The 26047-nt window shown below is 66.6% G+C and carries 28 protein-coding genes; 13 read left to right on the forward strand and 15 right to left on the reverse strand.

Going from position 1 to position 26047, the window contains the following annotated elements:
* The 9 genes from IEW01_RS16415 to IEW01_RS16455 form a co-directional block, all read right to left on the reverse strand.
* The gene (locus tag IEW01_RS16415; protein ID WP_188529829.1) at nt 1-906 is read right to left on the reverse strand and encodes a respiratory chain complex I subunit 1 family protein; all 906 of its coding nucleotides are present in this window, start codon (nt 904-906) and stop codon (nt 1-3) included.
* Nucleotides 903-4040, reverse strand: coding sequence for a proton-conducting transporter transmembrane domain-containing protein (locus IEW01_RS16420; protein ID WP_188529831.1), 3138 nt, complete (start codon nt 4038-4040; stop codon nt 903-905). The genes IEW01_RS16415 and IEW01_RS16420 overlap by 4 nt, the downstream gene beginning before the upstream one ends.
* Nucleotides 4034-4390: a sodium:proton antiporter gene (locus IEW01_RS16425; protein ID WP_188529833.1), complete on the reverse strand. Its 357-nt coding sequence runs from the start codon at nt 4388-4390 to the stop codon at nt 4034-4036. The genes IEW01_RS16420 and IEW01_RS16425 overlap by 7 nt, the downstream gene beginning before the upstream one ends.
* Nucleotides 4390-5106 (reverse strand): hydrogen gas-evolving membrane-bound hydrogenase subunit E, encoded by a 717-nt coding sequence (gene mbhE, locus IEW01_RS16430; protein WP_188529836.1) that lies wholly within the window; start codon nt 5104-5106, stop codon nt 4390-4392. Before mbhE ends, IEW01_RS16425 begins: the two co-directional genes overlap by 1 nt.
* Nucleotides 5096-5353 (reverse strand): hydrogenase subunit MbhD domain-containing protein, encoded by a 258-nt coding sequence (locus tag IEW01_RS16435; protein ID WP_188529838.1) that lies wholly within the window; start codon nt 5351-5353, stop codon nt 5096-5098. The genes mbhE and IEW01_RS16435 overlap by 11 nt, the downstream gene beginning before the upstream one ends.
* Entirely contained in the window at nt 5350-5691 is a 342-nt protein-coding gene (gene mnhG / locus IEW01_RS16440; RefSeq protein ID WP_188529841.1) for a monovalent cation/H(+) antiporter subunit G, read from the reverse strand. The genes IEW01_RS16435 and mnhG overlap by 4 nt, the downstream gene beginning before the upstream one ends.
* Nucleotides 5688-5951 carry an MrpF/PhaF family protein gene (locus IEW01_RS16445; protein WP_188529850.1) on the reverse strand — a complete coding sequence of 88 codons (264 nt, stop codon included), beginning with the start codon at nt 5949-5951 and terminating at the stop codon, nt 5688-5690. Before IEW01_RS16445 ends, mnhG begins: the two co-directional genes overlap by 4 nt.
* Nucleotides 5944-6465: a Na+/H+ antiporter subunit E gene (locus IEW01_RS16450; protein WP_188529852.1), complete on the reverse strand. Its 522-nt coding sequence runs from the start codon at nt 6463-6465 to the stop codon at nt 5944-5946. The genes IEW01_RS16445 and IEW01_RS16450 overlap by 8 nt, the downstream gene beginning before the upstream one ends.
* Before the next feature lie 126 nt (nt 6466-6591).
* A complete protein-coding gene (locus tag IEW01_RS16455; RefSeq protein WP_188530268.1) occupies nt 6592-7110 on the reverse strand; it encodes a MarR family winged helix-turn-helix transcriptional regulator in 519 nt (172 codons plus the stop codon).
* Between the two features lie 240 nt (nt 7111-7350).
* On the opposite strand from IEW01_RS16455, the gene ectA reads away from it, so the two are divergent.
* Genes ectA through IEW01_RS16475 form a run of 4 tightly spaced genes read left to right on the forward strand, consistent with a single transcriptional unit; the run spans nt 7351 to nt 11045 of the window.
* Nucleotides 7351-7884 carry a diaminobutyrate acetyltransferase gene (ectA, locus tag IEW01_RS16460; RefSeq protein WP_188529854.1) on the forward strand — a complete coding sequence of 178 codons (534 nt, stop codon included), beginning with the start codon at nt 7351-7353 and terminating at the stop codon, nt 7882-7884.
* Nucleotides 7885-7923: 39 nt separating this feature from the next.
* The gene (gene ectB, locus IEW01_RS16465) at nt 7924-9213 is read left to right on the forward strand and encodes a diaminobutyrate--2-oxoglutarate transaminase (RefSeq protein WP_188529856.1); all 1290 of its coding nucleotides are present in this window, start codon (nt 7924-7926) and stop codon (nt 9211-9213) included.
* A 5-nt stretch (nt 9214-9218) separates the two neighbouring features.
* Nucleotides 9219-9617, forward strand: a complete 399-nt coding sequence (locus tag IEW01_RS16470; protein WP_188529858.1) for an ectoine synthase — start codon at nt 9219-9221, stop codon at nt 9615-9617.
* Between the two features lie 3 nt (nt 9618-9620).
* Nucleotides 9621-11045 (forward strand): aspartate kinase, encoded by a 1425-nt coding sequence (locus IEW01_RS16475; protein ID WP_188529860.1) that lies wholly within the window; start codon nt 9621-9623, stop codon nt 11043-11045.
* A gap of 11 nt (nt 11046-11056) precedes the next feature.
* On the opposite strand, the gene argE is transcribed toward IEW01_RS16475, so the two are convergent.
* Complete coding sequence (gene argE / locus IEW01_RS16480) at nt 11057-12217, reverse strand: acetylornithine deacetylase (RefSeq protein WP_188529862.1); 1161 nt, start codon at nt 12215-12217, stop codon at nt 11057-11059.
* 205 nt (nt 12218-12422) lie between these two features.
* Here argE and IEW01_RS16485 point away from each other — a divergent pair, with 205 nt between their 5' ends.
* The 3 genes from IEW01_RS16485 (at nt 12423) to IEW01_RS16495 (ending at nt 15991) form a co-directional block, all read left to right on the forward strand.
* On the forward strand, nt 12423-12899 hold the full coding sequence (locus tag IEW01_RS16485) for an Lrp/AsnC family transcriptional regulator (protein ID WP_188530270.1): 477 nt from the start codon (nt 12423-12425) through the stop codon (nt 12897-12899).
* 178 nt (nt 12900-13077) lie between these two features.
* The gene (locus IEW01_RS16490; RefSeq protein WP_188529864.1) at nt 13078-14535 is read left to right on the forward strand and encodes an NAD-dependent succinate-semialdehyde dehydrogenase; all 1458 of its coding nucleotides are present in this window, start codon (nt 13078-13080) and stop codon (nt 14533-14535) included.
* 85 nt (nt 14536-14620) lie between these two features.
* Entirely contained in the window at nt 14621-15991 is a 1371-nt protein-coding gene (locus IEW01_RS16495) for an aspartate aminotransferase family protein (protein ID WP_188529866.1), read from the forward strand.
* A gap of 18 nt (nt 15992-16009) precedes the next feature.
* Here the strand turns inward: IEW01_RS16495 and IEW01_RS16500 are convergent, their stop codons facing one another.
* Nucleotides 16010-16285: an acylphosphatase gene (locus IEW01_RS16500; RefSeq protein WP_188529868.1), complete on the reverse strand. Its 276-nt coding sequence runs from the start codon at nt 16283-16285 to the stop codon at nt 16010-16012.
* On the reverse strand, nt 16285-18258 hold the full coding sequence (locus tag IEW01_RS16505; protein WP_188529871.1) for a protein meaA: 1974 nt from the start codon (nt 18256-18258) through the stop codon (nt 16285-16287). The genes IEW01_RS16500 and IEW01_RS16505 overlap by 1 nt, the downstream gene beginning before the upstream one ends.
* 169 nt (nt 18259-18427) lie before the next feature.
* Between IEW01_RS16505 and IEW01_RS16510 the strand changes: the two genes are divergently transcribed.
* The 4 genes from IEW01_RS16510 to IEW01_RS16525 all read left to right on the forward strand — a co-directional run bounded on the left by IEW01_RS16510 (nt 18428) and on the right by IEW01_RS16525 (nt 22432).
* Entirely contained in the window at nt 18428-19855 is a 1428-nt protein-coding gene (locus IEW01_RS16510) for a 1-acyl-sn-glycerol-3-phosphate acyltransferase (RefSeq protein ID WP_188529873.1), read from the forward strand.
* 117 nt (nt 19856-19972) lie between these two features.
* Nucleotides 19973-21259 (forward strand): crotonyl-CoA carboxylase/reductase, encoded by a 1287-nt coding sequence (gene ccrA / locus IEW01_RS16515; protein ID WP_188529875.1) that lies wholly within the window; start codon nt 19973-19975, stop codon nt 21257-21259.
* Between the two features lie 284 nt (nt 21260-21543).
* On the forward strand, nt 21544-21774 hold the full coding sequence (locus IEW01_RS16520) for a hypothetical protein (RefSeq protein ID WP_188529877.1): 231 nt from the start codon (nt 21544-21546) through the stop codon (nt 21772-21774).
* Nucleotides 21719-22432 carry a helix-turn-helix transcriptional regulator gene (locus tag IEW01_RS16525; RefSeq protein ID WP_188529879.1) on the forward strand — a complete coding sequence of 238 codons (714 nt, stop codon included), beginning with the start codon at nt 21719-21721 and terminating at the stop codon, nt 22430-22432. Before IEW01_RS16520 ends, IEW01_RS16525 begins: the two co-directional genes overlap by 56 nt.
* A 3-nt stretch (nt 22433-22435) precedes the next feature.
* On the opposite strand, the gene IEW01_RS16530 is transcribed toward IEW01_RS16525, so the two are convergent.
* From IEW01_RS16530 to IEW01_RS16540, 3 genes are all read right to left on the reverse strand, one after another.
* A complete protein-coding gene (locus IEW01_RS16530) occupies nt 22436-22915 on the reverse strand; it encodes a hypothetical protein (protein WP_188529881.1) in 480 nt (159 codons plus the stop codon).
* 72 nt (nt 22916-22987) lie between these two features.
* On the reverse strand, nt 22988-23479 hold the full coding sequence (locus IEW01_RS16535) for a hypothetical protein (protein ID WP_229738346.1): 492 nt from the start codon (nt 23477-23479) through the stop codon (nt 22988-22990).
* Between the two features lie 93 nt (nt 23480-23572).
* Nucleotides 23573-24151, reverse strand: a complete 579-nt coding sequence (locus tag IEW01_RS16540; RefSeq protein WP_188529886.1) for an FMN-dependent NADH-azoreductase — start codon at nt 24149-24151, stop codon at nt 23573-23575.
* A gap of 102 nt (nt 24152-24253) precedes the next feature.
* On the opposite strand from IEW01_RS16540, the gene IEW01_RS16545 reads away from it, so the two are divergent.
* Entirely contained in the window at nt 24254-25105 is an 852-nt protein-coding gene (locus tag IEW01_RS16545) for a LysR family transcriptional regulator (protein ID WP_188529888.1), read from the forward strand.
* Nucleotides 25102-25998, forward strand: a complete 897-nt coding sequence (locus IEW01_RS16550) for a DMT family transporter (protein ID WP_188529890.1) — start codon at nt 25102-25104, stop codon at nt 25996-25998. The genes IEW01_RS16545 and IEW01_RS16550 overlap by 4 nt, the downstream gene beginning before the upstream one ends.
* Nucleotides 25999-26047 lie beyond the last annotated feature (49 nt).

Here is a 26047-nt window from a genome sequence, read left to right on the forward strand (position 1 = left end):
TTACACCACGAGGATTGCGAGGATGCCCACAGGCAGGCCCCATTTGAGGAAAAAGCGGATGCTCTGCTCGACGCGGAAGCGCGGATGCACCACGCCCACCAGCACCGAGACCATGTAGATCGCGAAGACCTTCACGGCGAATTCGGCCCAGTTCGAGGCGCCGCCGAAGAACAGGTTCATGTAGATCACGGTTTTCGCCACCGGGAACAGCACCCGGTTGGTCTGCATCAGCGCGAGGTAGGCCGAGTGGTATTCGGTCGGCGGGCCGATCGGAATCTCCTGTGGCGCAACCACCACGTCGAAGGGCGCGCGCATCATCGTGCCGACGAGGGCGAACATCGCGGCAAGGGTGGCGATCGGGTTGGTGAACAGCGTCCAGTTGAAGATCCCGCCCTGCTGGGCGGCGACGATCTCGGTGATGCTGAGCGTCTGGTATTGCAGCGAGATCGCGAAGACGGCGAGCGCCAGCGGCAATTCGGCGGCGGTCACTTGCGCCAGCCCGCGCGACACCCCGATGGCGGCGTGCGGGTGGCCGCTCTCCCCGGCCCCCAGCGCCATGCCGAGCGTGCCGAAGAAGACGAAGTAGAGCGCGAGGATCAGATCGCCCGCGAAGGCGAAGTTCTGGTGCATCACCGAGCCGTAGATTGTCGGCACGAAGAGCAGAAGGCCGATGCCGCCGGTGAGCCGGAACACCGGGCCGAGGTAGAACATCACGCCGTGCGAAATCTTCGAACGCAGGGCGATATTCTTCACGAGGTCGATGTAGTTCTGCCAGACCGGGATGCCGTAGCGCCCGCCCACCCGCGCGCCGATCTTCTGCACCACCGCCGTCATGATCAGCCCGTAGTTGATGACGATGAAGACGGTGAGCGCGGCGTAGGCCAGCTGGATCCATTCAAAGCTCATGACACCCCTCCCAGCACGACGAGGTAGACGGCGACGACGAAGACGAGCACCTGCGCCGCGTAGGTCTGGCCGTTGCCGGTGTAGATCCGGCGGGTGAAATCGGCGGTGGCGTGCAAGCTGTCGGTGATCCCGCCCCAGAACCGGGTGACATGCGGGGCTTCGAGGAAGCCCAGCGCCTTGCGGTAGGGGGCGAAGAAGTTCCAGGCGAAATGGGTGGTCTGCGGCTTGAACGGGCGTTCGGCGGAGAACACGATGTTGAACTGTTTCACCTTCTGGGCGTTGCGGTTCATCATCAGCAGGAGCGCCAGCACGATGACGAAGATCGCGCCGATCACCAGCATGATCGCCACCGGGTTCCAGTAGCCGAACTGGCTGGTGATGGTGCGGCCCGACCAGGCTAGCGCCTCGTCCCCGAAATGGCCGCCGATATAGGCGTCGACCTTGCGCAGCACCATGCCGGGCAGGACGGCGAAGCCGATCAGGAAGGCGACGAAGATCATCTGCGGCACGAGGAGCCAAAACGGCGCCTCGCGCAGCTTGCGGTGCTCGTCCTTGGGCTGGCCGAGGAAGATCGTGTGGATCAGCCGGAACAGGTAGAGAAAGGCGATCGGGCCGGACATGAAGATCAGCACCACCGGCAGGCGCATCTCTGACGACATGATCGCGTTGTAGAACACCCAGCGCCCGCCGAAGCCCGAAAGCGGCGGCACACCCGACATCGCGATGATGCCGACAAGCACGCTCACGAAGGTGAAGGGCATCAGCGTGATCAGCCCGCCCATCTTGTACATCAGCTTCGTGCCGGTGCGGTGGTAGACGCCACCGACCGCGAGGAACAGCATGGATTTGTAGACGTAGTGGTTGATGACGAACATCAGCGCCAGCAGCCAGCCAAGGTGGTTCATCAGCGCGAGCCCGAAGAGCGCGTAGCCCATCTGGGAAATCGAGGAATAGGCCAAGAGGCGCTTGGCGTCTTCCTGGAAGATCGCGAGCACCGCGCCGAGGAAGGCCGAGAGCGCGCCGATCCAGACCAGAAGATAGGTCAGATCAACGCCCCAGAGCCTTTGCGCCCCCATGTGCATGAGCAGGATCCAAAGCCCGAACAGCCCAGCCTTGAGCAGGATGCCCGACACCATCGGCGACACATCCGTTTCCGCCTCGGCATGGGCACCGGGCAGCCAGATGTGGAAGCCCACCGAGGCGGTCTTTGTCAGGAAGCCCAAGGCGAGCAGAACGAAGACCCAGGGGGCGACCGGCAGCCCGGCCTCGGCGATGGCGGCGAGGTTTTCCAGCGCAAATGGCTGGAGGCCGCCAGAGGCCAGCGCGAAGCCCGCGAGGATGGCGAAGGCGCCCCCCAGCGAGAACAGGATGTAGGACAGCGCGTGCGGCTCGCTCTCCCGCCCGCGCAGGATCAGGAAGTAGGAGCCGATGGTGAGAAGTTCCCATGCGGCGAAGAATTGAAACGAGGTTTGCGCGTCGATCAACAGGGCGAGGCCGGCATACATCACCATCGCCGACGGGTAGAAGCCGAGGCGCTCGCCCTTGGCAGTGAAGGAGGCGAGCAGGATCACCGCGCCGCCCGCCAGCATCACGAGGGCGAAGACGAGGTGCAGCGGGTCGTATTCCGGGGCGCGCAGGGCCACCCAGCCGAGAAGCCCGGCGATGGCGAGGATGTTCTTGGCCCAGGCCGGGAGCGGTTCGAGCAGCAGGAAGGCGAGCGCGAAGATCAGCGGGGCGGCAAGCAGAAGGTTGCCATGCACCGAGCCCGCACCCCAGGCAAAGCCAAGCCCCCAGCCACCCGCGAGCGCCACCAGCACCACCGCGAAGCCGGTGGTGGAGAAGCCGGGGAAGGCCACCGGGTTGGGCCGCTTGAGCGCGAAGCCGAACCAGCGGAACAGATAGCCCGCCTCGATCAGCGCGCCGAGCAGCACGAGGCCCAGCACCGGCAGCCGGTCGGCCCCCGTGAGCGCATGGGCGAGATCCCACTTGGCGTAGAAGCCCGCAAAGGGCGGCAGGCCGAGCAGCATGGCGATGAAGGCGGCGAAGGCGAAAAGCAGCACCGGGTTGGCGCGCAGCACCGCCCAGTCGGCCAGGTCGCGCCCGGGCACAAGGCCCGAGATCCAGTAGAGCCCCGCCTTGGCGACGGCATGGGTGAACAGGATGCCGCCCGCGACGTAGAGATAGGCGTCACCGAGAATATCGCGTTGCCCCACCACCACGAGCACAAGGCCGATCTGGCCGATCGAGGAGTACCCCAGCAGGCGGCGGTCGTTGCGCTGCGCGAGGCCGAGCAGGTTGGCCCCGAGGAAGCTCACGAGGCCCAGCACGGTGGCCAGCGGCAGCCAGTCCGGCCCGGCGGCGGCGAAGAGCTTGTCGGCGGCATAGAGCGCGGCTGTGGCGGAGGCCGCCGAGAACAGCGCCGAAAAGCCCGGGTGCGCCGATTCGTAGATGTCGAGCGCCCAGCCATTCGCGGGGAAAGGCTTCAACTCGACGATCAGCGCGATCAGCAGCAGGAACAGCGCCAGCCCCGCGCCGGTGAAGGCCATCGGCTGGGCGGCGATATCGTCGATGTTGAGCGAGCCACCCGCGTGGTAGGTGAAGATTATGCCGATCAACAGCAGGATGCCGACGATCTGGCTCACCACGAGGTATTTGAACCCCGCCGCCACCGCGCGCTTGTCGTCCGAGAGCAGCACGAGGCCGCCGGTGGCGATCACGATCAGCTCGAAAAACACGAAGAGGTTGAAGATGTCGCGGGTGAGCACGAGGCCCGAAAGCGCCATCACCAGGATCACCAGCACCGCGAAGGCCCGCCGCCCGAGCGCGTGGAGCGCGGGCGCCATGTAGATCAGCGAGGCCAGCCCGGTGAGGGTGATGACCGACAAGAGCCCGGCTTCCGCCAACCCCATGCGCAGGTTGATCGCGAACGGCGGCTGGGTTCCGGCGGTGATGATGTCATGCGCCTGCGCCGTGCCGCTGGCGAGCGCGATGAACCACGAGACCGAAACCCAGGCCATGAAGCCGAGTGCGGCCAGCGCCACGGCGAAGGCCGCGCCCTTCTGCTCTTCGCGCAGAAGCCCGATGAGGAAGCCCGCGCCGAGTCCGGCGGCGATGATGAAGATGGCGCTTACCATTTCAGCTCCGTGTAATCGGCGATGTCGAGGCTGCCGCGGGCGCGGAACAGCCGGTAGGCATAGGCCAGCATCAGCGCGGTAATCCCGAGGCCGATGACGATGGCGGTGAGCACGAGCGCCTGCGGCACCGGGTCGATGATCCGGGCAGCGGCCTCACCCACCGGCACGGCGCCGTCGAGGATCGGCGCGGCACGGCCGGGCATGTAGCCGACCGACACCAGCACCACGTGCACCCCGGTATTGGCGAGCGTGAAGCCCACGATCATGCGCAGGATGTTGCGATGGGTGAGTGCGCCGTAGAGCCCGAGAAGGATCAGCGCGAAACCGGCGGCCATGGCGACGAGATGCATCAGGAATCCTCCGTCTCTTCGAGGCTTTCGAGCATCGAGCTGAACTCGGCGCCCACCTTGAGGCCGACGAGCGCGTAAATCAGCGGGATCGCACCGGCCGAGAGGAGCGCGCCGAATTGCCCCAGCGGCAGGATGCGGTTGTCGAGAAAGCCGCCCGCAAGCGCCACGCCGAGCACACCGATGGCGACATAGGCAAGGCCGGACACGCTCTCGACGCGGGCGATGATCCGATGGCTGAAACGCCGGGCCGGATCGGCCAGCAGCAAGAGCAACATGCCCGAAGCCAGGATCGCCCCGCCCTGGAAGCCGCCGCCGGGGGTCAGGTGGCCGTTGACGGCCACGTAGGCGCCGAACAGAAGGATGATCGGCAGGAGCATCCGCGTGCCGGTAGCGAGCAATTCGCCCGAGGGCAGGAAGCCCGAGCCGGTGCCGCCCCGCGGCGCCTTCGACTGGCCCAGCACCAGCGCCACGATGGCGGCGGTGAGGAACAGCACGGTCACCTCGCCCAGCGTATCAAGCCCCCGGTAGGTGACGATGATCGCGGTGACGATGTTCTGCGCGCCGGTCTCGCGCGCGGTGTTCTCGGCGTAGTAGGCGGCGGTGCGGTTGAGCTCGGTGTCGGGCACGTAGCCCGCGAGCAGGGTCCAGAAGGCGAGGCCGAGGAGCGCGAGCAGCCCGAGCACGGCGGCGTGACGGATGGAAAACCTATTGCTCATCGCGGCCCTCCCGCCGGATCCGGCCCAGCACGAAGAAGAACAGGAAGGTGGTCAGCCCCGAGCCGATGGCGGCCTCGGTCATCGCCACGTCGGGCGCGGCGAGGAACAGGAAGAGCACCGAGGCGAACAGGCTCACCAGCCCAGCCGAAAGCACCGCAACGGCGGTGCTGCGGGTGACGAGCGCCACCAGCGCGGCGATCAGCATGGCGGCGGCGAAGCCGGTTGTGGCGAGCAGCGGAAGCGTCATTCGGCCGCCCTCCCCTCGTCATCGGCGAGCGCGTCGGCGCGGGTTTGTGGCGCAGGCTTCAGCCCGGCGCGATGCGCGGCGCGGGCAAGCACCTGACTCGACAGCGGGTTGGTGAACATCAGGAACAGCACGATCAGCGCGAGTTTCAGCGCCCAGCCCGGCTCGATCAGGGCTATGCCCGCGAGCGTGAGCAGGGTGCCGAGCGTGGTGGCCTTGGTGCCGGCCTGAATGCGCGTCCAGGTATCGGGCATGCGCACAAGGCCCAGCCCACCCAGCGCGAGGAAGGCGGCACCCCCCACCATCAGCAGCCCGCCGATCATGTCCAGCACCGCACTCATTGCTCGCCCCCCTCAAGGTAGCGCGCCGCCACGATCACGCCGAGAAACGACAAGAGCGCATAGACCAGCGCCACGTCGAGGTAGATTTCCCGGCCCGTGACCAGCCCGGCGAGCGCGATGGCCGCGACCGAAACGATGGTGAGCGCGTCGAACGCCACCACCCGGTCGAGCGCGCGCGGCCCGCGCAGGAAGCGGGCGAGCGCGAGGCCCAGCGCCAGCGCCACCAGCGCGGCGGCCGCGATGAGGAAGGGATCAGCCATACATGACCTCCAGGTGACGTTCAAAGCCGGAGACGATGGCGCGGGTGGCCTCGTCCGCATCGGTCGTCGGCGCGACAACCCAGTGGACGTAGAGCCATTCGCCCGCGATCTCGACGGTGAGCGTGCCGGGCGTGAGGCTGATGGCATTGGCCAGCAGCAGCCGCGCCACCGGGTCGGTAAGCCTTGTGCGCACCTTCACCAGAGCCGGCGCCACCGGCAGGCGCGGGTTCAGCACGAGCGCGGCCATGGCGATGTTGGCGCGCACCAGTTCGCGCAGGAAAAGCCCGACGAAGCGCAGCGCCGCGACGAGCGCCTCGGCGGTGAGGCGGTGCCCCGACAGCACCGAGAGACTGGACGGAAACAGCAGCACGATCGCCCCGGCCACCACCACCCCGACCGCCAGCGTGCCGGGCGCGGCATTGCCGTTCAGCAGCAGCCAGAACACGAAAAGCGTGGCGAAAAGCTTGATCGCAGCGGCACGCGGCGCGGCGCGCGAGGAGGAAATGTCAGCCATCTGCCGGGAGCCTGTTCAGCGATTGTCGCCCCGGCTTAGACCACACATTCAAGACCGGCGATTTGACCTCGAACAAGTTTGGCGCCGGTTCTTACCCGTCCGCGAGGTTTTTTTCAGCGGTCCGGATTATTGCGGAACGCCGCCCTGCCCGGCCTTCCGCGCGCCCTGGATATCGCCCGTGGTCAATACCGGCGAGGCGTCGATCCGGTGCGCGTCGAGCATCGCCGCGACCCGTTCGAGCGAGGAAACCAGCTGGGCCTGCTCCCAGTCGGCGAGTTTTTCAAACTCGCGCACGTAGCGTTGCTGGAGTGCATCCGGGGCGCGGTCGAGGGTCTCGCGGCCCGTGGCGGTCACCTCGATATTGGTCTGGCGCCGGTCGGTCTGCGACGGGCGGCGGTGCACCATGTCGCGCCGCACGAGCTTGTCGACCAGCGCCGTCACTGTGGCCTGGCTCACGCCCATCTGGGTGGCCAGCACCTTGGGCGTGGCCCCGCCCTTCTGGTCGACGATCTGCAGCACGCGAAGCTGCGCCGGGGTGAGCCCCGCCGCCTGGGCCAGGTCGCGCGAATAGAGCTCGGTCGCGCGGAGGATTCGCCTCAGCGCGATCAGGCTTTCATCGGTGCGGTCGATCGGCCCCTCGGTCATGGCGGTCATAGTGTCATGAACATGGCAAAACCTTCAATCCCTGAACAATAATGCCAAGTCCTTAGTCTTCCTAACCATATTGATACGGGTGTGTTTTGATGATCTAAGGACTATTCCTAAAGGAAAAAATGAAATCCTCCAGTTTCCGCCGGAAATACATAAAGTTTGCTTACCTTGTTGAATTTTGCGGCTGGATGGGTTACTTAGCTGCTCAAAGCAATCATGAGAGGGCCTAGACCCATGCCGAAAGACATTGATACCCCCCGAACGCGTGCGCCCCGCCTGCGCAAACCGCTTGCGACGGACGGGGCCGCCATCTGGGAGCTGATCAAGAGCTGCAAACCGCTCGACGAGAACTCCATGTATTGCAACCTCGTTCAGGCCGACCACTTCCGCGACACCTGTGTCGTGGCGGAGCTTGATGGCGAGATCGTCGGCTGGATTTCCGGCCACATGATCCCCTCGAAGGACGAGCTGTTCGTCTGGCAGGTAGCGGTGAGCGAAAAGGCGCGTGGCCTCGGCCTCGGCAAGCTGATGCTGCTCGACCTCGTCGAGCGCGACGCCTGCGACGGCGCCACGCACCTCAAGACCACGATCACCGAAGACAACGACGCCTCCTGGGGCCTGTTCAAGAGCTTTGCGCGCGCAATCGGCGGCAAGCTCGACGACGAGCCGCACTTCGAGCGCGACGTGCACTTCGACGGGCACCACGACACCGAACACATGGTGACGATCACTCTGCCCGACGTGGTCGAGCTGCGCCGCGCGGCCTGATTCCCTATTTATCCGATTTCTCCCGAAAGGAGCTTCCTCATGCCCAAGGACATGACTGAAACACGTGACATTTTTGAACGCCGCGAGAGCGAAGCCCGCTCATATTGCCGCAGCATGCCCGCCATGTTCGCCTCGGCAAGCGGCTCGAATATCACCGACGCCGAGGGGCGCAGCTGGATCGACTTCCTGGCCGGCTGTTCCTCGCTGAACTACGGCCACAACGACCCCGACATGAAGACGGCGCTGATCGAGCACATCTCGTCGGACGGCATCGCCCACGGGCTCGATCTGCACACCGATACCAAGGGCGCCTTCCTGCGCGCCTTCGAGGAGCACATCCTCGCCCCGCGCGACATGGATCACCGCGTGATGTTCACCGGCCCGACCGGCGCCAACGCCGTCGAGGCGGCGATGAAGATCGCCCGCAAGGTGACCGGCCGCACCAACGTGATCGCCTTCACCAACGGCTTTCACGGCGTGACCATGGGCGCGCTCGCCGCCACCGGCAACGGCTATCACCGTGGCGGTGCCGGGATGGACAAGTCCGGCGTGACGCGGATGCCGTTCGACGCCTACGCCGACGGCGTGGATTCGGCGGCGCTGCTTGACCAGATGCTGTCGGACGCTTCCGGCGGGATCGACGCGCCGGCCGCGATCATGTTCGAAACCGTGCAGGGCGAAGGCGGGCTCAACGCCGCTTCCCCCGAGTGGGTCAAGCGCATCGCCGAGATCGCCAGGAAGCACGGCGCGCTCCTGATCATCGACGACATCCAGGCCGGTGTCGGCCGCACCGGCACCTTCTTCTCCTTCGAGGAGATGGGCGTGATGCCCGACATCGTGACCATGGCGAAGTCGATCTCCGGCTTCGGCCTGCCGCTGGCCCTGGTGCTGGTGCGGCCGGAACATGACGTGTTCGGCCCCGCCGAGCACAACGGCACCTTCCGGGGCAACACCCATGCCTTCGTCACCGCCCGTGTCGCGATCGAGAAGTTCTGGTCGGATGACGCCTTCCAGCGTGAGCTGGCCGAAAAGGCGGCGCAGATCACCCGCTCGCTCGAGCAGGTGGCTGCTCTGGTGGACGGCGCCCGGCTCAAGGGCCGTGGCCTGATGCAGGGCGTCGACGTGGGATCGGGCGAGCTGGCGGGCGATATCTGTGCCCGCGCCTATGACAAGGGGCTCGTGATCGAGACTTCGGGCAATGAAGACCAGGTGGTCAAGGTACTCGCCCCCCTCACCACCCCGGCGGACACCTTCCGCAAGGGTTTCAACATTCTTCTCGACGCCACCCGCGATGCGGTGACGGCGCGGGCCAAACTGGCAGCGGAGTAACAGACATGATCGTGCGTGATTTCAACAAGATCATCGAGAACGAAAAGGACCGCGTGGTCTCGGACGCGAACTGGACGAGCGTGCGGATGCTGCTCGCCGACGACAAGATGGGCTTTTCGTTCCACCTCACCTTCCTCGATACCGGCTCGGAGCACGTGTTCGAATACAAGAACCACTTCGAAAGCGTCTATTGCATGAAGGGCAAGGGCTCGATCACCGACCATGCCACCGGCGAAACCCACGAGATCCATCCCGGCGTGATGTATGCGCTCAACGAGCACGACCGCCATACGCTGCGCGCCGAGGAGGAACTGGTGATGGCCTGCGTGTTCAACCCGCCCGTTACCGGCACCGAAGTGCACCGCGAAGACGGCTCCTATGCCCCGGCAGAAGAACTGGCCTGAGACATGACCCATACTGTTGAGAAAATCGGCGGCACCTCCATGAGCCGCGTCAACGAACTGCGCGATACGCTGTTCATCGGCGGGCGCGAGGGCGAGGACCTCTACGGTCGGGTCTTCGTCGTCTCCGCCTTCGGCGGCATCACCAACCTGCTGCTCGAACACAAGAAATCGGGCAAGCCCGGCGTCTACGCCTCGTTCGCCAACGACGATACCGACCACGGCTGGCACGACCAGCTCAACCAGGTGGCCGAGGCGATGATGGAGGCGCATCGCGCGGTGCTCGACAACGCCGCCGACATCGAGCGCGCCGACGCCTTCGTGCATGACCGCGTGCTCGGCGCGCGCAACTGCCTGATCGACCTGCAGCGGCTGTGCTCCTACGGCCACTTCCGGCTCTCCGAGCACATGGGGCAAACCCGCGAGCTGCTCTCGGGGCTGGGCGAGGCGCATTCGGCCTTCACCACCACGCTCATGCTTCAACGGGCCGGTGTGAACGCCCGCTTCGTCGATCTCTCGGGCTGGCGCGACGAGGGCGACGTGAGCCTCGAAGAGCGGATCGCCGGCGCGATGGAAGGCGTCGATCCCTCGCGCGAAATGCCGATCGTGACCGGCTACGCCCAGTGCGCCGAAGGGCTCATGGGCGAGTATGACCGGGGCTATTCCGAGGTGACCTTCTCGCGGCTTGCCGCCATGACCGGCGCGCGCGAGGCGATCATCCACAAGGAATTCCACCTGTCTTCGGCCGACCCGAATCTGGTGGGCGCGGACGCGGTGCGCAAGCTTGGCCGGACCAACTACGACGTGGCCGACCAGCTTTCGAACATGGGGATGGAGGCGATCCACCCGAAGGCCGCCAAGACGCTGCGCCAGGCCGATGTGCCGCTGCGCATCACCAACGCTTTCGAGCCGAACGATCCGGGCACGCTGATCGACGATCGGCCCGCCGACGAGGCGGCGGTCGAGATCGTGACCGGGCTAGACATCGTGGCACTCGAGGTGTTCGAACAGGACATGGTCGGGGTGAAGGGCTACGACGCCGCAATCCTCGACGTGCTCACCCGGCACGACGTGCGGATCGTGGCGAAGGTTTCCAACGCCAACACGATCACGCATTACCTCGACACCTCGCTGAAGACGATGCGCCGCGTCGAAAAAGACCTCGCCCGCCTCTACCCGGCGGCTGAAATCTCGGCGCGCACGCTGTCGATGGCCTCGGTGATCGGGCGCGATCTGAACGGGCTTTCGGTGCTCACGCGCGGGCTTCAGGCAATCGCCGGCGTGGGGCTCGAAGCGATCGGCGCGAGCCAGGGGCCGCGCAACGTGGACGTTCAGTTCATCCTCGAACGCGAGGCCCTGAAACCGGTGATCAAGGCGCTGCACGGCGCCTTCATCGAAGCCGAGGCGCCCAAGCTATCACGCGTGGCCTGAGGCGACACGTCTCAGGCCGCCAGCTTCTTGCCCAACCCTTCGAGCATCCCCAGGCATTGCTCGAGCTGGCTGATGGCAAGGTATTCGTCCGGTTTGTGGGCCTGCTCGATCGAGCCGGGCCCGCAAACCACGACATCCATCCCGAGCTTCTGGAACACCCCCGCCTCGGTGGAAAACGCCACCAGGTCGCAGGCATTGGCACCAGTGAGTTCCATCACGATGTCGCGCGCCATGTTCTCATCCGCCGGCTCCAGCCCGTCGACCTCGCCGATCACCTCGGTGATGATCCGCGCGTCGGGCCAATGCGCCTGCATCTCCGGCAGGAGGTGCTCGTGCACGTAGCGGCGCATCTCCTCGCGCACGAAGGCGCCATCGGCCGGTTGCACCGGCCGCATCTCCCACAGCACCGAGGCATGGCTGGCGATGACGTTATGCGCCACTCCGCCGAACACCGAGCCCGGGTTGATCGTCGTCCAAGGCGGGTCGAAGCGGCTGTCTTTCGGCGCCCGCACCCGTAGTGGCTTGCGCAGATCGAGCAGCCGCGAAACGTAGCGCACCGCGAATTCCACCGCGTTCACTCCCTTGTCGGGTTCCGAGCCGTGGCCGGCGAGCCCCTCGAAATGGGTGGTGTATTCGCAGCAGCCCTTGTGACCCTCGATAACCCGCATGCTGGTGGGCTCGCCGATGATCGCCACACCGGGGCGCAGGCCCTTGGCCGCGAGCGTATCGGTCAACGCCTGGGCGCCGAGGCAGCCCACCTCCTCGTCATAGGTGAAGGAAAAGTGCAACGGCCGATCCTTCACCGAATGCGCCAGAACCGGGGCCATGGCGACGGTGGCGGCGATGAACCCCTTCATGTCGCAGGTGCCGCGGCCGTAAAGCTTGCCGTCGCGCTCGACCATCTCGAACGGGTCGTTGGTCCAGTCGTCGGCCAGCGCCGGCACCACGTCGGTATGGCCCGAAAGCAGGATACCGCCATTGCGATCCGGGCCGATCGTGGCGAACAGGTTCGCCTTCTGCCCGGTCTCGTCATGGTGCAGTTCGACCCGCGCGCCGGCACTTTCGAGCCATCCGGCGAGGTTGTCGATCATCGCCAGGTTGCTGTCGGCCGAAACCGTGGGATAGGCGACCAGTTCACGCAGCAGCTCGAGGGTATCGGAAATCTTGGTCATGCTTCGGTCCTTCTTCCTGCGCGATGGGCGCAACGGCCGCGCGGCGCGCCATCCCGAGCTGACCGGAACGGCGACCGGCGATATAGGGGCTTGCCCCGCGCGGGCGCATCGTGGTGATCTGCGCGACATTGGCGGAGGCTGGCTCCCTTCGTCAATCCGTTTGCGCAACCGAAACAACGCCACGATCGGGAGACCGACCCGCGCCATGAAGCTCGATGCCCGCGATATCGCCATCCTGCGCGTGCTCTCGACGGAGGGGCGGATCTCGAAGGCGGCGCTGGCCGAGCGCGTCGGTCTGTCACCCACACCCTGCTGGAACCGCCTGAAACGGCTCGAAGACGCCGGGTTGATCGAAGGCTACGGCGCGCGAATCGCGCTGCGCAAGCTGGGGCCGCACGTCACCGTCTTCGTCGCCGTCGAACTGGCAGACCACACGGCGGCGACATTCCGCATCTTCGAGGCCGCGCTGGACCGTTATGACGAAGTGGTGGCCTGCTGGGCGCTCGGCGGCGGCTTCGACTACCTGATGCAGGTTGTCACCCGCGATATCGACGCCTACCAGCGCCTGATCGACGCGATGCTGGAAGCCCGGATCGGGCTTGCGCGCTATTTCACCTATATCGTGACCAAGCCCGTGAAGGGCCCTGCCCCGCCGCCGCTCGACTTGCTGTTCGACGAATAGCCGGGAGACCAAATTCCCCGCCGCCACCCCGGGGTCGTCTATCTCCATCCAGCCATGAGACGAAACCTCTCCGACAGGGCCACGAAAAAGAGCTTTTCTCTCCCAGAGCGCCGTAGTTCGGCCCCGAACGCTTGCCCCGGCGTGCCATGATCGACGGCAGGAACAGGGGAGACGACGCATGCTCGACGAGACGATATCCGACAAGCGCCTGTTGCGGGGCTTCGCATACATCGGCGGGAAATGGGTGGCCGCCAGCGACGGGGCGGTGTTTGCGGTGACGAACCCGGCAGACGGGGCCAGCCTCGGCGAGGTGGCCGCGCTCACGGCCGACGATTCCCTGCGCGCCGTGGACGCGGCGCAGGAGGCCTTCCCGGCCTGGTCCTTCCTTCTGCCGCAGGAACGCGCGGCGATCCTGCGGCGCTGGTTCGATCTCATGCACGCCCACAAGGACGACCTCGCCCGGATCATGACGCTCGAACAGGGCAAGCCGCTTTCCGAGGCGAAGGGCGAGATCGACTACGCCGCGAGCTTTCTCGAATTCTACGCCGAGGAGGCCAAGCGGCCCAATATCGAGGGCGTCACCAGCCACCTGCACGACGCCGAGGTGGAGCTCTGGCTCGAACCGGTCGGGGTGGTGGCGCTGATCACGCCGTGGAACTTCCCGTCCGCGATGCTCACCCGCAAGGCCGGCGCCGCGCTCGCGGCCGGCTGCACCGTGGTCGCCCACCCGGCGCGCGAAACGCCGTTTTCCGCCCTCGCGCTGGCGGAACTGGCCGAGCGCGCGGGCTTTCCGCCCGGCGTGTTCAACGTGGTGACCGGCGATGCGCCCACGCTGGTCGAACCCTGGACCGAGGATGCCCGCGTGCGCGCGCTGTCGTTCACCGGCTCGACCGAGGTCGGCCGGCTGCTCTACCGCCAATCCGCCGCCACGGTGAAGAAACTGGTGCTGGAACTGGGCGGCCACGCCCCGGTGATCGTGTTCAAGGGCTGCGATCTCGATCACGCGGTGAATGAGGCGATCAAGGCCAAGTTCGCCACCTCCGGGCAGGATTGCCTCGGCGCTAACCGGATCTACGTGGAGCGGCCGATCTACGACGAGTTCTGCCGCCGCTTCATCGCCGCGACCGAGGCGCTCAGCGTGGGGCGCGGCCTGGACGATTGCGATATCGGCCCGCTGATGAACGAGAACGCGGTGAAGAAACAGGAAGATCACGTGGCCGACGCCCTCGCCCATGGCGCCAACCTCGCCACCGGCGGCAAGAGGCTCGACCTCGGGCCGCTGTTCTACGCCCCCACGGTGCTCACCGACGTGCCGGACGACGCCAAGATCATGCGTGAGGAAACCTTCGGCCCGGTCGCGCCGATCACCCCGTTCGAGACCGAGCAGGAGGTGATCGCGCGCGCCAACGATACCGAATATGGCCTGATAGCCTACCTGCACAGCAACGATCCGCGCCGGATCTACCGCCTCAGCCGGGCGCTGGAATACGGCATGGTCGCGGTGAACCGCACCAAGGTCACCGGCGCGCCGATCCCGTTCGGCGGCACCAAGCAATCGGGGCTGGGGCGCGAAGGGGCGCGGCGCGGGATGGAGGATTTCATGGAGATCAAATACGTCTGCCGCGACTGGGCCTGACGGCCAACGATCTTCGAAGATCGTTGCCGGGATATTGCGAAAAATCCTGCCCCCGCGCGGGGCATGAAACTGGAAAGGGAAACGGATGCTGAAGAACGACCTTTTGGAAACCTGGGACCGGGAGAATTTCTTCCATCCCTCGACCCATCTCGCCGAGTTCGCCCGGGGCGAGGCACCGCAGCGGGTGATCACCGGCGGCAAGGGCTGTCATATCGAGGACCGCGAGGGCAACCGGCTGCTCGATGCCTTCGCCGGGCTCTACTGCGTCAACGCAGGGTACGGGCGGCCCGAGATCGCCGAGGCTATTGCCGATCAGGCCAGGGAACTGGCCTATTACCACGCCTATGTCGGCCATGGCACCGAAGCCAGCATCACGCTGGCCAAGATGATCCTCGACCGCGCCCCCGACCACATGAGCAAGGTTTATTTCGGCCTGTCGGGGTCGGATGCCAACGAGACCAACATCAAGTTGATCTGGTATTACAACAACATCCTCGGCCGCCCCGAGAAGAAGAAGATCATCTCGCGCTGGCGCGGCTATCACGGCTCGGGGCTGATGACCGGCTCGCTCACCGGGCTTGAGCTGTTTCACAAGAAGTTCGACCTGCCGCTGTCGCAGGTGATCCACACCGAGGCGCCCTACTACTTCCGCCGCCCCGATTTCGCGATGAGCGAGGCCGATTTCACCGCCCATTGCGCCGCCGAACTGGAGGCGCTGATCGAGCGTGAGGGCGCCGACACCATCGCAGCCTTCATCGGCGAACCGGTGCTGGGCACGGGCGGGATCGTGCCGCCGCCCGCGGGCTACTGGGAAGCGATCCAGGCGGTGCTCGACCGCCACGACATCCTGCTGATCGCCGACGAGGTGGTGACCGGGTTCGGGCGTCTCGGCTCGATGTTCGGCTCCGAGCATTACGGGCTGAAACCCGATCTCATCACCATCGCCAAGGGGCTCACCTCGGCCTATGCGCCGCTCTCGGGCTCGATCGTGTCGGACAAGATGTGGAAGGTGCTCGAACAGGGCACCGACGAAAACGGCCCGATCGGCCATGGCTGGACCTATTCCGCCCACCCGATCGGCGCGGCGGCCGGGGTGGCCAACCTCAAGCTCATCGACGATCTGGGGCTGATCGCCAACGCCAGCGAAACCGGCGGCTATTTCCGCGCGGCGATGGTGGCGGCGCTCGGCGAACATGCGCAGGTGGGCGAGATCCGGGGCGAGGGCATGCTCTGCGCGCTGGAGTTCGTGGCCGACCGCGAGACGCGCCAATTCTACGATCCCGCCGACAAGGTCGGCCCCCGGATCGCCGCGGCGCTGGCGAGTGAAGGGGTGATCGGCCGGGCGATGCCGCAGGGCGACATCCTCGGTTTCGCGCCGCCGCTCTGCCTTACCCGCGAGGAGGCCGACACCATCGTCGCCGCCACCGAAAAGGCCGTGCGCGCGGTGCTGGGCTGACCCGCCGCGCCGGCCGCCTCAGGCCTTGATGACAAAGCCCGCTTCCGCCTCGTCGGCGGGGGCGGGCGTGGCCTCGACGCTGTCGACACGGGCCATGATCGGCCCCTTGTGCAACGCCTCGATCATCTCGTCCAACGGCGCTTTTTCGCCCGCGATATATGCGGTGACCGCGCCGTCGGGCTCGTTGCGCACCCAGCCCGAGAGGCCAAGCGCCTCGGCGCGGCCGCGGGTCCAGGCCCGGAAGGAAACCCCCTGCACCCGGCCGGTGACCCGAACGTGGCAGGCCGCGCGCATCACTCGGCCGCCTTTGCCCTCGGGTCGGCGAGGGTCACGATATCATCCATGATCGTGTTCAACTCGAAATCCTTCGGCGTGTAGACCTTGGCCACTCCCATCGCGACGAGTCGCCTTGCGTCATCATCGGGGATGATCCCGCCGGCGACAACCGGCACGTGGCCCAGCCCCTCGGCGCGCATCCGCTCCATCAACTCCTCGATCAGCGGGATATGCGAACCTGACAGGATCGAAAGCCCCACCACATGCGCGCCATCGGCCTTGGCTGAGGCGACGATTTCCTCCGGCGTGAGGCGGATGCCGTCATAGGTGATATCCATACCGCAATCGCGCGCCCGCGCGGCGATCTGTTCGGCGCCGTTGGAATGGCCATCGAGCCCGGGCTTGCCGACGACGAACTTGAGCCGCCGCCCCAGCGCGTCCGACACGGCATCGACGCGGGCGCGGATCTGCTCCAGCCCCTCGGTGCGGTTCGACGGGTTGCGGCTCACCCCGGTCGGCCCCCGGTATTCGCCGAACGCGGCGCGCACCGCGTCGCCCCATTCGCCGGTGGTGGCCCCGGCCTTGGCGGCGGCGATGCTCGCGGGCATGACGTTCTCGCCCGTTTGCGCCACGCGCTTGAGCTCGGCAAGTGCGGCTTTTACCGCCGCCTCGTCGCGCGCCGCGCGCCAGGCTTCGAGCCGGGCGATCTGGTCGGCCTCGGCCTCGGGGTCGGCCAGCATGATCGCCTCGGGGCCGGAGGTGAGCGGCGAGGGCGCGGCCTCGGTCCACTTGTTCACACCGACGACGGTGGTTTTTCCGGCCTCGATCCGGGCGATGCGCTCGGCATTGCTCTCCACCAGCCGCGATTTCATGTAGTCGATGGCTTCCATCGCGCCACCCATCGCGTCGATCTGGGCAAGCTCCGCCCGCGCGCCCGCCTTCAGCTCCTCCACCTTGCGCTCGATCGCCGGGTTTCCGTCGAAAATATCGTCGTATTCGAGAAGGTCGGTCTCGTAGGCCAGGATCTGCTGCATCCTGAGCGACCATTGCTGATCCCACGGCCGGGGCAGGCCCAGCGCCTCGTTCCAGGCCGGAAGCTGCACCGCCCGGGCGCGGGCGTTCTTCGAGAGCGTCACCGCGAGCATTTCCAGCAGGATGCGGTAGACATTGTTTTCAGGCTGCTGCTCGGTCAGCCCCAATGAGTTGACCTGCACGCCGTAGCGGAAGCGGCGGAATTTCTCCTCCTCCACGCCGTAGCGCTCACGGGTGATCTCGTCCCACAACTCGACGAAGGCGCGCATCTTGCTCATCTCGGTGATGAAGCGGATGCCGGCGTTCACGAAGAACGATATCCGCCCCACCATCTGTGGAAAGTGCTCTTCCGGCACCTTGGTGCGCAGATCGTCGAGCACGGTGGTGGCGGTGGCCAGCGCGAAGGCGAGTTCTTCCTCCGGTGTCGCCCCCGCTTCCTGCAAATGGTAGGAACAGATGTTCATCGGGTTCCACTTCGGCAGGTGCTCGCGGGTATAGGCGGCCACGTCGGTGATCATCCGCAAGCTCGGTTTTGGCGGGCAGACGTAGGTGCCGCGCGAGAGATATTCCTTGATCAGGTCGTTCTGCACCGTGCCTTGCAGCTGTGACACATCCGCCCCCTGCTCCTCGGCGGCCGCGATATAGAGCGCGAGCAACCAGGGCGCGGTGGCGTTGATCGTCATCGAGGTGTTCATCTGTTCGAGCGGGATGTCCTCGAACAGCATCCGCATGTCGCCCAGATGCGCCACCGGCACACCGACCTTTCCGACCTCGCCGCGCGCCAGCTTGTGGTCGCTGTCGTATCCCGTCTGGGTCGGCAGATCGAAGGCCACCGAAAGGCCGGTCTGCCCCCGGGCGAGGTTGTTGCGGTAGAGCGCGTTCGAGGCGCGCGCGGTGGAGTGCCCGGCATAGGTGCGGAACAGCCAGGGGCGATCGCGGGTCGGGGTCTCGGTCGGCATGGTGTGACTCGGGCTCCATGTTGCAGTGCAGCATTTCTGCCGCAAGCAACAAAATTACTCAACCCCGATTGTCGAAGGAACATCCTTGCGCGCCAAGATTCGCACCGATCCGCGCCCGCCCTGTTCGATCAGGCTGGACCGGGCAAGCTTTTGGTGAGACCTTCGGGCAATGACCCGCACGGTGGAACTTCCTCTCTGGGCGCTCGTGCTGATCCTGGCCTTCGCCACGGTGACCTTCGCGTCGCATTTCCTGTTTCCCTCTGTGCGCTGGTTTTTCCGCAAGCGGCTGGAACGCGCGGTGGCCGAACTCAACACCCGGCTCACCCGCCCGATCGAACCGTTCAAGCTCGCCCGCCGGCACGACATGATCCAGCGGCTGATCTACGATCCGAAGGTGGCGGAAGCGATCTCGGACCACGCACGCGATACCGGGGTGCCCGAACAGGTCGCCTTCGAAACCGCGCGGCGCTATGCCCGCGAGATCGTGCCGCGGTTCTCGGCATCGGCCTATTTCGGCTTTGCCATCCGGGTCGCCAAGCTCCTGAGCCGGGCGTTCTACCGGGTGAGGCTCGGCGCCTTCGACGAGGCGGGGCTGGAGAAGATCGACCCAGACGCCACGGTGATCTTCGTGATGAACCACCGCTCCAACATGGATTATGTGCTCGTCACCTGGCTCGCCGCCGAACGCTCGCACCTCAGCTACGCCGTGGGCGAGTGGGCCCGGCGCTGGCCGCTGCGGGCGCTGATCCGGGCGATGGGGGCCTATTTCATCCGCCGCCGCTCGAAGAACGGGCTCTACCGCCGGGTGCTTTCGCGTTACGTCCAGATCGCCACCGCGGGTGGTGTGACGCAGGCGATGTTCCCCGAGGGCGGGCTCAGCCTCAACGGCGCGGTCGGCACGCCACGCATGGGCCTCCTGAACTACATCGTCGAGGGGTTCACGCCCGGTCAGGGGCGCGACGTGGTGTTCATTCCGGTCGCGCTGAACTACGACCGGGTGCTCGAAGACCGTGTGCTGGTGGCTGCCGACATCTCCGGCGAGCGCAAGTTTCGCCTGCGCCTGCGCGACGTGGCCCGGCACGTCGGCAAGCATTTCTGGCAGCGGATGACCGGCCGGTTTCACCGTTTCGGCTATGCCAGCGTGAGCTTCGGCCAGCCGCTGTCGCTCTCGGGGTTCCTCGCCGCCAACCCGAACCTGACCACCGCCCCCACCGGCCTGCTCGCGCGCACGCTGATGGCGCGGATCCGGGCGGTGGTGCCGGTGCTTCCGGTGCCGGTGGTTTCGGCGGTGATGCTGGAACAGGACGGCCGCAGCCGGGCCGAGATCGCCGCGCGCTTCGCCGTACTGGTCGACGACATGCGCGCGCACGGGGCGCATATCCACATGCCGCGCGGCGACCTCGACTACGCCGTCGAAGTGGGTTTGCGGCTCCTCGCCCTGCGCCAGATCGTGACCGAACGTGACGGGCGCTACCTGATCAACCCGCCCGACCGCGATCTCCTGACCTATTACGCCAACTCGATCGCGCATCTTTCGCAGGCGATCCCCACCCCGCTGGGGCATGTCGCCCCGGAGGCGGAATCGGCCACGACATAAAATTACAATTCCCGCTCAATCACGGTTGCAATCTTGCGATAGCATTCGTAATGCTGCAGGAGCATCCGCAATTCTGCATTGCGGCAACAGATTCGAAGGAAACCAATGGAGGCCCCCATGGCTCTCGACAAGATCCCGGCCATCGCGGATTACAACGCGCCCAAGAAAGACCTCTACGAGATCGGTGAAATGCCCCCCCTCGGCCATGTGCCGAAGCAGATGTACGCCTGGGCGATCCGCCGCGAGCGCCACGGCGAACCCGACAAGGCGATGCAGGTCGAGGTTGTCGACGTGCCGGTGCTCGACAGCCACGAGGTTCTGGTTCTGGTGATGGCGGCGGGCGTGAATTACAACGGCATCTGGGCCGGGCTCGGCGAGCCGATCTCGCCCTTCGACGTGCACGGCGCCGACTTCCACATCGCCGGGTCCGACGCCTCGGGCATCGTCTGGGCCGTCGGCTCCAAGGTGAAAAGCTGGAAGGTGGGCGACGAGGTCGTGATCCACTGCAACCAGGACGACGGCGACGACGAGGAATGCAACGGCGGCGATCCGATGTTTTCGCCCAGCCAGCGGATCTGGGGCTATGAAACCCCCGATGGCTCCTTCGCCCAGTTCACCAACGTGCAGGCCCAGCAGCTTCTGCCGCGCCCCAGACACCTGACCTGGGAGGAAAGCGCCTGCTACACGCTCACGCTCGCCACCGCCTACCGGATGCTGTTCGGCCACCACCCGCATGAACTCAAGCCCGGCCAGAATGTTCTGGTCTGGGGCGCCTCGGGCGGACTCGGCTCCTACGCGATCCAGCTGATCAACACCGCCGGCGCCAACGCCATCGGCGTGATCTCGGACGAAGACAAGCGCGACTTCGTGATGAGCATGGGCGCCAAGGGGGTCATCAACCGGAAAGACTTCAACTGCTGGGGGCCGCTGCCGAAGGTGAACAGCCCCGAATACAAGGAATGGTTCGGCGAGGTGCGCAAGTTCGGCAAGGCGATCTGGGAGATCACCGGCAAGGGCGTGAACGTCGACATGGTGTTCGAGCACCCCGGCGAGGCGACCTTCCCGGTCTCGACCTTCGTGGTCAAGCGCGGCGGCATGGTGGTGATCTGCGCCGGCACCACCGGCTTCAACCTGACGATGGATGCGCGCTACGTCTGGATGCACCAGAAGCGCATCCAGGGCAGCCACTTCGCCCACCTCAAGCAGGCGGCCGCGGCCAACCGGCTGATGATCGAGCGGCGGCTCGACCCGGCGATGTCGGAGGTGTTCTCCTGGGAGGATATTCCGGCCGCGCACATGAAGATGCGCCGCAACGAACACAAGCCGGGCAACATGGCGGTGCTGGTCCAGGCCCCCCGCACCGGCCTGCGCACCTTCGAAGACGCGCTCGACGCGCGCGGCTGACACCGGCCCGCGCGAAGGAAGGAGGGGGGCCTCCGGCTTCGGCCGGGGGCCCTTTTCGTTCCGGCTTTCACCCATCCTTAACCGGCACACCCTGAAGTTGTTCCCGAGATGTTCACATGCCGAATCAGCGGGGCTCGGCCCCCACTGCCAGCCGCCGGATTCACGGCTTTTCAATGCTCTTCACCGGCCCGCCCCGCCAGAAATGGGGAGGACAAACCGGTGAATTGGGGAAAAATCGGGCACATGCTATGGTTGTGCGCTGTTTCAAGCGATGGGAGCTTTACATGCCGAACGAATGGATCATTGATGTTCTGGCCGACCTCAGGGCCTTTGCCGAGTTGAATGGAATGACGGCAACCGCGGACGGGCTCGACGATGCGATGCTCGTGACGCTGGCCGAACTTTCCAGCCTCGACGCCCGCGAAAGGTCCGGCGAGGGCGCAGGGGTTCGGGCGGGGCATGAACAGCAAGCTGGAAACGTCACTCACCTTTTTGCAGGCCGCAAGCTCGCTTGAGGCGTTCCAGACCGCCACCGAACGGGTGCGCGATCACTACCGCGTGCGGCACGTGGTCTATCACTGGGTCAACGCCGAGGGCGAACGCTTCGGCGCGGGCACCTATTCCGGCGCATGGGTCGATCGCTACGTCGAGCGCGACTACCTGCGGATGGACCCGGTGATCTTCGGCTGTTTCCAGCGCTTCACCCCGGTGAACTGGAAGGATCTGGACTGGTCGGCAAAGGCGGCCCGCGAGATGTGGCGTGACGCGCGCGCGCATGGCCTTGGCAACCAGGGATATACCATCCCGGTGCGCGGCCCCTCGGGCCAGTTCGCGCTATTCACGCTCAACACCGAGGCCGACGACGACGCCTGGGAAGACTTCATCGAGACCAACGGGCGCGACCTGATGATCCTCGCCCACGAGTTCAACCGAAAGGCGCTCGAATTCGGCCCCGGTGGCGAGAACGCCACGCCGCCGGCGCTCAGCCCGCGCGAACTGGCGGCGATGCGCTGCCTCGCGCGCGGCCTCAGCCGGGCGCAGGCGGCGGCGGAACTGGCGATCTCGGAACACACCCTGCGGGTCTATATCGAAAGCGCTCGCCACAAGCTCGGCGCGCTCAACACCACCCACGCGGTCGCGCGCGCACTCTCGACCGGGATCATCATCGTCTGAGGCTCACGCCGCGCGCCAGCGATTGATCGCGCGCGCCACCGCCGCCGCCTCATCCCACCCGACAGGGGTGTGCGACAGCGCCACCGAGGCGCCGTCGTCCCCGACCAGCACCGCCCGAAACAGGCCCGGCCCCGGCGCGTCACCGTCGAGCGGCGCCGCCGGCGCCCCGGCTTGCGCGCCGACCCGGTGCACTTCGGCCCGCGCCACCCCGTCGAGCGGATGAACCTCCTCCGTCCCGCCGCGCAACCCGCGGCGGGCGATCACCACGCGCCCCTCGCCGCGATCGAGCATGATCGAGCGGGTTTCGACGAAGAACAAGGCGTAGACCGGCCCCGACACGGCGAAAACGAGGAACAGCACGCCCGCGTCGCTGCCCCGGGCGAAGAAGGCCAGCGCAAGGGCGGCAAAACCGACGGTCGCAAGCCCCGAAAGCAGGATTTCGCGGCGGGGCCTGGCTTCAAGAACGAGCCGGTCTGCGGTCATGGTCGTGGGGGTCAACGGGGCCTCTTGCATGTCGCGTCCAGAGATGTATGGCGTTCGGCGTCGCGGGCCGGTTCACGCCTCGCGCCGCGCATGTCCGCGCGCCGCGTCTAGCCAGCGGTTGATCGCCTCCGCCGCCCGGTGGTGGCCGCGTCCATTGCTGTAGGCCAGGGTGATCGGGTGGCGTCCGACGCTCTGGCCCTCCTCGATCACCAGCACGACGCGCCACGTCGCCCCGCCTTCGTTGGAGCGGCTCTCCTCGATCTCGGCGCGGGCGATTTCGTTCAGGTCGTGGCGCATCCGGCTGCCGCCGAAGAGGTTGCGGCGCCGAAGCTCCACGTAGCCCTCGGGGCCGTGAAACACCACCTGCACCCGGCGGACGAAAACCGCGAAGGCCGCGAGCCCCATGCCGCCACCGAACAGGCCAAACAGGATGCCCAGGGGCTCGCCCGACATCACGATCATCAGGCCGGCCGCCACGAAGACGAGAATGAAGACGATCAGCATGATGCCGAGGAACAGCGGCTTGTCGTCCACGACAAGAAGATCGGGGGTGTCGGTGGTCACTTTCAAGGGGTGGGCCCTCCCGGCTGGCGGACCCAGTATAGCGCGCGCCCGCGACGCGCGGAAGGGCGGCGCGGGCGCCGCCCTTCGTTGGCCTCAGGCGGCGACGGCCGGTGCGAGAACCTCGGCGGCAGCGGCGATATCACCGGCACCCGGCTCGGCGGGCACATCGAGAAAGGTCACGTCGGTGATGCCGACGAAGCCCAGCACGAAGCGCAGGTAGGGCGTGGCGAAGTCGTTGTCCGCTCCCGTCGGCGTGCCCGCCGAGGCGCGCAGCACCAGCGCGCGCTTGCCGGTCAACAGGCCCTCGGGCCCGGTCTCGGTGTAGCGGAAGGCCATCCCCGCGCGCGTCACCTGGTCGATCCAGGCCTTGAGGCTGGCGGGGATGTTGAAGTTGTAGGTCGCGGAGGCGATCACCAGCGTGTCGGCGGCCTTGAGCTCGGCGAACAATTCGTCCGACAGCGCCAGCGCCTCGGCCTCCTCGGGGCTGCGGTCGTCCGGCGCCTTGAAGGTGCCCGAGGTGTAGGCGCCGGTGATCTGCGGCACGCCGTCGGCAAGGTCGCGGCGGGTGATCGACGCCCCCGGCACCTCGGCGAGCACGGCGTCGGCGAAGCTGCGCGAGGCGGACCCGGCGTGGCGGGCGGAGGCGTCGAGGCGAAGAATGGTCTGGGTCATGGGGTGGCTCCTGTTGTGTTCCGCGCAGAGATTGCCCCTTGCGTGAGCGAACTCAATCTGGGAGATTCCACAAGAACTGTTCGCCAGCGCACAGGAGCGGCAATGGACAACTGGGACGAGTTGCGCACCGCCTATGAGGTGGCGCGGCGGGGCACCGTTTCTGGCGCGGCCACCGCGCTCGGGGTGCACCACGCCACCGTGATCCGCCACGTCGACGCGCTCGAGGCGCGGCTCGGGGTCAAACTGTTCCAGCGCCACCCGCGCGGCTACACCCCGACCGAGGCGGGCGAAGAACTGGCCCGCGTTGCGCGCGCGACCGACGACCAGTTTTCCCAGCTCGCCGCCAAGCTCTCGGGCCAAGGCGCGGAGGTTTCCGGCGACCTGGTGGTGACGGCCCTTGCGAGCTTCACCCCCCGCATCATGCCGCTGCTGGCCGGGTTTCACCAAGATCATCCCGCCGTCCGGCTGCGCTACCGCACCGGGCACCGGCTGTTCCGGCTGGAATATGGCGAAGCACACGTGGCGGTGCGTGCGGGAAAACCGCCCGAGGAACCCGACAACGTGGCGCAGCCGCTCATGCAGGTGGCCTTCGCGCTCTACGCCGCGCCGGACTACATCGCCCGCCACGGCACGCCCGGCGACGATCTCGCCGGGCATCACTTCGTCGGCCCCGACGACGACGATCCCGGCTCGCCGCTGCTGCGCTGGACGGTGGAAAACGTCGCCCCCGAGGCGATCGCGTTCCGCGCCTCCGACGATGTGAGCCTCGCCGCCGCGGTGCGGGCCGGGCTCGGCCTTGGCTTTCTCGCGGAGGACGAGGCCGAGGGCATGGTGCAGATCCTGCCGCCGCGGCCGGAATGGGAGGTGACGCTCTGGCTCGTCACCCATGTCGACCTGCACCGCTCGGCCAAGGTTCAGGCGCTGACGCGGCATCTCAAGGCGGCGTTCCAATGAGCCGGTATGGCGGCGCCGAAGCGGTCAAGGGACACATCGCCATGCTGGTGTTCTCGGCCCTGGTGGCGGGATCGTTCAGCTTTGGCGGGGTGATGGCCAACGAGATCGAGCCGGTGGTGCTGCAAGCGATGCGCTTCGGACTGGCCGCCGCCATCGTCGGCGCGGCGGCGCTCGCCACCGGCAAGCTGCGCAGCGCCGATTTCCGCGCGCCTTGGCGCTACCTCCTGCTCGGCGGCGCCTTCGCGATCTACTTCGTGATGATGTTCGAGGGGCTGAAGACCGCCCCGCCCGTCTCGGCCTCCGCGGTGATGACGCTGGTGCCGATCATGACGGCGCTGTTTGCCTACCCGATCCTGCGCCAACGCACCACGCCGCGGATCGCGCTCGGGCTCGCGATCGGGGCCGCGGGGGCGCTCTGGGTGATCTTTCGCGGCGAGCTTGCGGCGCTTCTGGCCTTCGACATCGGCCGGGGCGAATGGCTCTATTTCATCGGCTGCGTCGCCCATGCCTTCTACGTGCCGATGGCGCGCAAGGTGAACCGGGGCGAGGCAGCGGCGGCCTCGTCCTTCCTCGTGCTCTCGGCAGGGGCGCTGATCCTGCTCGTCTACGGCTGGAGCGAGATCCGTGCGACCGATTACGCCGCCCTGCCCGCCATCGTCTGGATCGCGCTCGGCTATCTCTCGATCGGCGCCATGTCGATCACCTTCGTGCTGCTGAACTTCGCCTCGATGCGCCTCGCCGGGGCCAAGGTGATGGCCTACACCTACCTCACCCCGGGCTGGGTAATCCTGTGGGAACTGGCCTTCGGCAAGGGCCTGCCCGGCCCCGGCATCCTGCTTGGGGTGGGGCTGACGATGGGTGCCGTCGTCCTGCTTCTCAAACACGAGGTCTGAGGCCGGCCCTCGCGGGCGGCGGTTCTCGCCGCCTTGCTAATAACTGACT

Origin of the sequence: Sinisalibacter lacisalsi, from assembly GCF_014640115.1 — a bacterium.
Taxonomy (GTDB): domain Bacteria; phylum Pseudomonadota; class Alphaproteobacteria; order Rhodobacterales; family Rhodobacteraceae; genus Sinisalibacter; species Sinisalibacter lacisalsi.

Excerpts from the sequence above, each read along its gene's own strand:
- IEW01_RS16415 (WP_188529829.1), bottom strand. The coding sequence starts at position 906 with ATGAGCTTTGAATGGATCCAGCTGGCCTACGCCGCGCTCACCGTCTTC.
- IEW01_RS16420 (WP_188529831.1), bottom strand. The coding sequence starts at position 4,040 with ATGGTAAGCGCCATCTTCATCATCGCCGCCGGACTCGGCGCGGGCTTC.
- IEW01_RS16425 (WP_188529833.1), bottom strand. The coding sequence starts at position 4,390 with ATGCATCTCGTCGCCATGGCCGCCGGTTTCGCGCTGATCCTTCTCGGG.
- mbhE (WP_188529836.1), bottom strand. The coding sequence starts at position 5,106 with ATGAGCAATAGGTTTTCCATCCGTCACGCCGCCGTGCTCGGGCTGCTC.
- IEW01_RS16435 (WP_188529838.1), bottom strand. The coding sequence starts at position 5,353 with ATGACGCTTCCGCTGCTCGCCACAACCGGCTTCGCCGCCGCCATGCTG.
- mnhG (WP_188529841.1), bottom strand. The coding sequence starts at position 5,691 with ATGAGTGCGGTGCTGGACATGATCGGCGGGCTGCTGATGGTGGGGGGT.
- IEW01_RS16445 (WP_188529850.1), bottom strand. The coding sequence starts at position 5,951 with ATGGCTGATCCCTTCCTCATCGCGGCCGCCGCGCTGGTGGCGCTGGCG.
- IEW01_RS16450 (WP_188529852.1), bottom strand. The coding sequence starts at position 6,465 with ATGGCTGACATTTCCTCCTCGCGCGCCGCGCCGCGTGCCGCTGCGATC.
- IEW01_RS16455 (WP_188530268.1), bottom strand. The coding sequence starts at position 7,110 with ATGACCGAGGGGCCGATCGACCGCACCGATGAAAGCCTGATCGCGCTG.
- ectA (WP_188529854.1), top strand. The coding sequence starts at position 7,351 with ATGCCGAAAGACATTGATACCCCCCGAACGCGTGCGCCCCGCCTGCGC.
- ectB (WP_188529856.1), top strand. The coding sequence starts at position 7,924 with ATGCCCAAGGACATGACTGAAACACGTGACATTTTTGAACGCCGCGAG.
- IEW01_RS16470 (WP_188529858.1), top strand. The coding sequence starts at position 9,219 with ATGATCGTGCGTGATTTCAACAAGATCATCGAGAACGAAAAGGACCGC.
- IEW01_RS16475 (WP_188529860.1), top strand. The coding sequence starts at position 9,621 with ATGACCCATACTGTTGAGAAAATCGGCGGCACCTCCATGAGCCGCGTC.
- argE (WP_188529862.1), bottom strand. The coding sequence starts at position 12,217 with ATGACCAAGATTTCCGATACCCTCGAGCTGCTGCGTGAACTGGTCGCC.
- IEW01_RS16485 (WP_188530270.1), top strand. The coding sequence starts at position 12,423 with ATGAAGCTCGATGCCCGCGATATCGCCATCCTGCGCGTGCTCTCGACG.
- IEW01_RS16490 (WP_188529864.1), top strand. The coding sequence starts at position 13,078 with ATGCTCGACGAGACGATATCCGACAAGCGCCTGTTGCGGGGCTTCGCA.
- IEW01_RS16495 (WP_188529866.1), top strand. The coding sequence starts at position 14,621 with ATGCTGAAGAACGACCTTTTGGAAACCTGGGACCGGGAGAATTTCTTC.
- IEW01_RS16500 (WP_188529868.1), bottom strand. The coding sequence starts at position 16,285 with ATGCGCGCGGCCTGCCACGTTCGGGTCACCGGCCGGGTGCAGGGGGTT.
- IEW01_RS16505 (WP_188529871.1), bottom strand. The coding sequence starts at position 18,258 with ATGCCGACCGAGACCCCGACCCGCGATCGCCCCTGGCTGTTCCGCACC.
- IEW01_RS16510 (WP_188529873.1), top strand. The coding sequence starts at position 18,428 with ATGACCCGCACGGTGGAACTTCCTCTCTGGGCGCTCGTGCTGATCCTG.
- ccrA (WP_188529875.1), top strand. The coding sequence starts at position 19,973 with ATGGCTCTCGACAAGATCCCGGCCATCGCGGATTACAACGCGCCCAAG.
- IEW01_RS16520 (WP_188529877.1), top strand. The coding sequence starts at position 21,544 with ATGCCGAACGAATGGATCATTGATGTTCTGGCCGACCTCAGGGCCTTT.
- IEW01_RS16525 (WP_188529879.1), top strand. The coding sequence starts at position 21,719 with ATGAACAGCAAGCTGGAAACGTCACTCACCTTTTTGCAGGCCGCAAGC.
- IEW01_RS16530 (WP_188529881.1), bottom strand. The coding sequence starts at position 22,915 with ATGACCGCAGACCGGCTCGTTCTTGAAGCCAGGCCCCGCCGCGAAATC.
- IEW01_RS16540 (WP_188529886.1), bottom strand. The coding sequence starts at position 24,151 with ATGACCCAGACCATTCTTCGCCTCGACGCCTCCGCCCGCCACGCCGGG.
- IEW01_RS16545 (WP_188529888.1), top strand. The coding sequence starts at position 24,254 with ATGGACAACTGGGACGAGTTGCGCACCGCCTATGAGGTGGCGCGGCGG.
- IEW01_RS16550 (WP_188529890.1), top strand. The coding sequence starts at position 25,102 with ATGAGCCGGTATGGCGGCGCCGAAGCGGTCAAGGGACACATCGCCATG.